This window comes from Streptomyces sp. SID14478, assembly GCF_010548525.1.
Classification (GTDB): domain Bacteria; phylum Actinomycetota; class Actinomycetes; order Streptomycetales; family Streptomycetaceae; genus Streptomyces.
Genome location: NZ_JAAGMG010001319.1, coordinates 1 through 5,099, shown reverse-complemented (window position 1 = coordinate 5,099; position 5,099 = coordinate 1). Strand labels below are relative to the sequence as shown.

Below are 5,099 nucleotides of genomic sequence, written 5' to 3'. Positions count from 1 at the left end.
GGTCCCGCGCCGGCCCGCCGCACGCAGCCGCTCGCGCCGCTGCCCGCCCCCGCGGACAAGGCCTTCGCCTCGTTCGACAAGGGCTCCGGCAACCAGTCCGTCGCCTCGACGATGGCGCTCGTACGGCTCCTCAAGGACCTCGTCCGGGACAAGACGTCCGGCAAGCGCTGGGTGCCGATCATCCCCGACGAGGCGCGCACCTTCGGCATGGAGTCGCTGTTCCCGTCGCTGGGCCTGTACTCGCCCAAGGGCCAGACGTACGACCCGGTCGACCGCGACCAGCTCATGTACTACAAGGAGTCCGAGTCGGGCCAGATCCTCAACGAGGGGATCAACGAGGCCGGTTCGCTCGCCGACTTCATCGCCGCCGCCACGTCGTACTCGACGCACGGCGAGCAGATGATCCCGCTGTACATCTTCTACTCGATGTTCGGCTGGCAGCGCACCGGTGACCAGTTCTGGCAGCTCGGCGACCAGATGGGCCGCGGCTTCGTCGTCGGCGCCACGGCCGGCCGCACGACGCTCACCGGTGAGGGCCTGCAGCACGCGGACGGCCACTCGCCGATGATCGCGGCCACCAACCCGGCGGCCCTGACCTACGACCCGGCGTTCGCGTACGAGATCGCGGTCATCATGAAGGAGGGCCTGCGCCGCATGTACGGCGAGGCCAAGCCGGGCGAGGACCAGGACGTCTTCTACTACCTGACCGTCTACAACGAGCCGATGCCGCAGCCCGCCAAGCCGGCCGTCAGCGGTCTCGACGAGGCGATCATCAAGGGCCTGTACCGGTTCAACACCGCGGAGAGCGCCGGCCTCTCGCCGGCCGCGAACGCCGCGCGCATCCAGCTGCTCGCCTCCGGTACGGCGATCCACTGGACGCTCAAGGCGCAGCAGCTGCTCGCCGAGGACTGGGGCGTGGCCGCCGACGTGTGGTCCGCGACCTCCTGGACCGAGCTGCGCCGTGACGCCCTCGACGCCGACGCGGCGCTGCTGAACGGCGAGGAGCGGGTGCCGTTCGTGCGCCAGGCGCTGGCCGGGGCGCAGGGTCCGGTGCTCGCCGTGTCCGACTACATGCGCCAGGTCCCCGACCAGATCGCGCAGTGGGTCGAGCAGGACTACAGCTCGCTGGGCGCGGACGGCTTCGGCCTGTCCGACACCCGTGAGGACGCCCGCCGTCACTTCGGCGTCGACGCCGAGTCGATCGTCGTCGCGGCCCTCGCCCAGCTCGCCCGGCGCGGGGAGGTCAAGGCGACGGCCGTGAAGGAGGCGCGCGAGCGCTACGGCCTGTAGTACCTGAGGTACCTGTCGCAGGTGTGCCCCGTCCCGGTCTTCCGAGGGCGGGGCACACCTGCGTGAAGGGGCGGGTGAACGGTCCTCGGGCGTCCGCAGGGGCGTTGTCAGTGGGGCGGGCCATCATGGCCGTATGCGTGCTGCCCGCCTGATCAAGATGGTGCTGTTGCTCCAGTCCCGGCCGTCGATGACCGCGGCCGAGCTGGCGCGTGAGCTGGAGGTGTCCGAGCGGACGGTGACGCGGGACGCGCAGGCCCTGTCGGAGGCGGGCGTTCCGGTCTACGCCGACCGGGGCCGGACCGGCGGGTACCGGCTGATCGGCGGCTACCGCACCCGGCTCACGGGGCTCGCGCGCGGCGAGGCGGAGGCGCTGTTCCTGTCCGGGGTGCCGGGGGCGCTGCGCGAGATGGGCCTGGACGACGCGGCGTCGGCGGCCCGGCTGAAGGTGTCCGCGGCGCTCCTGCCGTCCTTGCGGGACGCCTCGCAGACGGCGGCGCAGCGCTTCCACCTGGACGCGCCGGGCTGGTTCCAGGAGCCGCGGACGCCCGAGCTGCTGCCCGCGCTCGCGGAGGCGGTGTGGGACGACCGCGTCATCCGGGTGTCGTACAGCCGCCGGGACGACCAGGACACCGCGGTGGAGCGGGAGTTGGAGCCGTACGGGCTCGTGCTGAAGGCGGGCGTCTGGTACGTGGCGGCGGCGGTGCGCGGCGGCGACGGGCCGGACGGCTTCCGGGTGTACCGCGTGGAGCGGTTCACGTCGGTGACCGCGGAGGAGGAACGGTTCGTACGGGACGACGCGTTCGACCTGCCCGCGTTCTGGGACGAGCGGGCGCGGGAGTTCGCGCGGGCGATCCTGCGGGCCGAGGTGGTCGTGCGGCTGACGCCCGAGGGCGTGCGCCGGCTGCGGTACGCCGTCGACGCGGCGTCCGCGCGGGAGGCGAGTGAGTCGGCGGGGCCGGCCGGCGCCGACGGGCGGGTGACCGTGACACTGCCGGTGGAGTCGGAGGACGTCGCGTACACGCAGCTCATGTCGCTCGGGCCGGAGGTGGAGGTGGTGGCCCCGCAGGCCCTGCGGGAGCGGTTCGCGCGGGCGGCGCGGCGGATGCGCGGATGGTACGGCTGAGCACGCGACGCGGCGGGCGCGTGCCGCACGCCGGGTGCCCTGGGCATGTGCATGCGTAACGAATGAGCGCAGCTCCGGCGCTCGGCGTGCGCCCCCAGGATCCAGGGCCGATGCTTGTCCCGTGATGGACGAGACCGAGTTCTGGGAGATCGTGGACAGCACCCGCGAGGCCGCCGAGGGCGACCCCGAGGACCAGGCCGAGCTGCTCGTCGACAGACTGCTGCAGCGCGACCCCGAATCGGTGCTCGACTTCGCCCGGCACTTCGAGGTCCGTTACAACCGGGCCTACCGCTGGGACCTGTGGGGCGCCGCGTGGGTGCTCCTGGGCGGGGCGAGCGACGACGCCTTCGACTTCTTCCGGTGCTGGCTGATCGGGCAGGGACGCGAGGTGTTCGAGGGGGCGCTGCACGAGCCGGACTCGCTGGCGGACCTGCTCCGCGACTTCGACGAGGAGGTCGACGGGGACGCCGAGGAGCTCGGGTACGCCGCGGACGAGGCGTACGAGCAGCTGACCGGGGTGGTCGCCGCCGATCTGGGCATTCCTGCGGCCCCGCCGGAGCCGGAGGGCACACCGGTGGACTTCGAGGACGCGCAGGAACTGGCCCGGCTCTATCCGCGGCTGACGGAACGGTTCGGCTGACCCGACCCGTTCGTTTCAGGCGGAGCGGCTGACCCGGCCGGTTCAGGCGGCCCGGATCGCATCGTCCAGGCCCGGGAACGCGAACTCGAAGCCCGATTCCACCAACCGCGTCGGCACGGCCCGCGTCGAGCCCAGCACGTCCCCCGCCATCTCCCCCAGGGCCAGGCGGAGCGCCGGTGCCGGGGCCGTGAAGAGGGTGGGGCGGTGCAGGACGCGGCCCATCGCCGCCGTGACCTCGCGATTGGTCGCCGGGTGCGGGGCCGTCAGGTTGACCGGCCCGGACAGCGTCTGCGTGTCGAGGAGGTGGCGCAGCGCCGCGACGTGGTCGTGCAGCGCGATGTACGACCAGTACTGGCGGCCGTCGCCCATGCGCCCGCCGAGCCCCGACCGGAACAGCGGGAACAGCTTCGCCCAGGCGCCGCCGCCGCGGGCCACGACCAGGCCGGTGCGGGCCAGGACCGTGCGAATGCCGGCCTGGTGGGCGGGGGCCGTGGCCGCCTCCCACTCCACGCACAGGGCGGGCAGGAACCCCTCGCCCGCCGGGGCCGACTCGTCGACCGCGCGGCTGCCGGTGTCGCCGTAGTAGCCGACCGCGCTGCCGTTGAGGAAGACGCGGGGCGGGGTGTCGAGGGCGGCGGCCGCCTCGGCGAGGGCGGCGGTGCCGAGGACGCGGCTGTCGTGGATCTCGCGTTTGTAGGCGGCCGTCCACCGGTGGTCGCCGACGCCGGCCCCGGCGAGGTTGACGAACGCCTCGCAGCCGTCGAGCCGGTCCGTGTCGACGTCCGCCCGCTTCGGGTCCCAGCGGACCTCGTCCGCCGCCCGTGGCGCGCGGCGCACCAGGCGCAGTACTTCGTGTCCGTCGGCGGTCAGGGAACGGACGAGGGCCGAGCCGATGAGTCCGGAGGCGCCCGCCACCACGATGCGTGTCATGCCTCCATCCTGCCGGTCGTAGGGTGACCCGCATGTCGCTGCCGCACCCTCGCCTACGTTTCGCCGCGCCGGAGGACGACGAGGCCCTCGCCCACCTCGACCGGGAGACCTGGTCGACCCTGCACGCGGTCGTCCCGCGGGCCCGGCAGCCCTACCCGGCGTTCTTCAACGACCGGTTCGGCCCCCGCGACCACGTGGTCGCCACGCTCGACGACCGCATCGTGGGGTACGTCCGGCTCGGCCGCCCCACGGCTCTGGCCGCGAACGCGCACGTGCGGCAGATCCAGGGTCTCGCCGTCGCCGACGGGGCACGCGGGCACGGCGTGGGCCGGCTGCTGGTGCGCACCGCGATCGCGGAGGCCCGGCGGCAGGGCGCGCGCCGGATCTCGCTGCGGGTGCTCGGGCACAACACCCCGGCCCGCAGGCTGTACGAGTCCGAGGGCTTCGTGGTCGAGGGCGTACTGCCCGAGGAGTTCCTGCTGGACGGCGCGTACGTCGACGACGTGCTGATGGGGCAGGCCCTGTAGACGGCCGCCGGGAGCAGGAGTGCGGCGGGCTGCGACTCGTAGCAGGGTGAGTGGGTAGGCCGACGCGAAGGGAGCCCGTCCGGATGTCCTGGCCCGCAGCGCGCCGTCGTGACGGGGAGGAGCGTGCCTGGCTGCGCGGGGCCCCGCCGCCGCGCTGGGTGCGCTGGCTGCCGATCCTGCTGCTCGCCGGGCTCGTCGCGCTGCAGTTCGCGACGGACGAGACCCTGGAGCTGGGCTTCCTGCTCGCGGCCATCCCGCCGGTGGCCGCGCTGACGTACGGGCCCGCGGCGACGGCGCTGCTCGGCGGGGTCGTGGTCCTCGCCCTGGATCTGCCCTCGGCGGGGTTCGGGCGGCCCGGCAACAGCGACGTGCTGACGGTGGCGTTCGTGGCGGTGCTGAGCGTGGTGATCGCGTGGGTGCGCAGCAGGCGCGACGAACAGCTGGTCACGGTGCGGACCGTCGCGGAGGCCGCCCAGTTCGCGGTGCTGCCGCCGCTGCCGGAGCGGGTGGGCACGGTGCGCTGCGCGGGTCTGTACCGGGCGGCGCAGCGCGGGGCCCTGGTCGGCGGCGACTTCTTCGACGTGCGGCG

4 protein-coding genes and 2 pseudogenes are annotated in these 5,099 nt (G+C 73.9%); 5 read left to right on the top strand and 1 reads right to left on the bottom strand.

Going from position 1 to position 5,099, the window contains the following annotated elements; all coding sequences use genetic code 11:
* From G3I40_RS41955 to G3I40_RS41945, 3 genes and pseudogenes are all read left to right on the top strand, one after another.
* Positions 1-1,290 (top strand): annotated as a pseudogene (locus tag G3I40_RS41955) (pyruvate dehydrogenase (acetyl-transferring), homodimeric type); the annotation flags it as partial.
* A 133-nt stretch (positions 1,291-1,423) separates the two neighbouring features.
* The gene (locus G3I40_RS41950) at positions 1,424-2,413 is read left to right on the top strand and encodes a WYL domain-containing protein (protein ID WP_164560046.1); all 990 of its coding nucleotides are present in this window, start codon (positions 1,424-1,426) and stop codon (positions 2,411-2,413) included.
* A gap of 124 nt (positions 2,414-2,537) precedes the next feature.
* Positions 2,538-3,053, top strand: coding sequence for a DUF4240 domain-containing protein (locus G3I40_RS41945; protein WP_164560047.1), 516 nt, complete (start codon positions 2,538-2,540; stop codon positions 3,051-3,053).
* 42 nt (positions 3,054-3,095) lie between these two features.
* On the opposite strand, the gene G3I40_RS41940 is transcribed toward G3I40_RS41945, so the two are convergent.
* A complete protein-coding gene (locus G3I40_RS41940) occupies positions 3,096-3,983 on the bottom strand; it encodes a TIGR01777 family oxidoreductase (protein ID WP_164560045.1) in 888 nt (295 codons plus the stop codon).
* A gap of 32 nt (positions 3,984-4,015) precedes the next feature.
* On the opposite strand from G3I40_RS41940, the gene G3I40_RS41935 reads away from it, so the two are divergent.
* Both G3I40_RS41935 and G3I40_RS41930 read left to right on the top strand, forming a co-directional pair.
* Positions 4,016-4,510, top strand: coding sequence for a GNAT family N-acetyltransferase (locus G3I40_RS41935; RefSeq protein WP_164560044.1), 495 nt, complete (start codon positions 4,016-4,018; stop codon positions 4,508-4,510).
* 83 nt (positions 4,511-4,593) lie between these two features.
* Positions 4,594-5,099: pseudogene (locus G3I40_RS41930) on the top strand (serine/threonine-protein phosphatase); the annotation flags it as partial.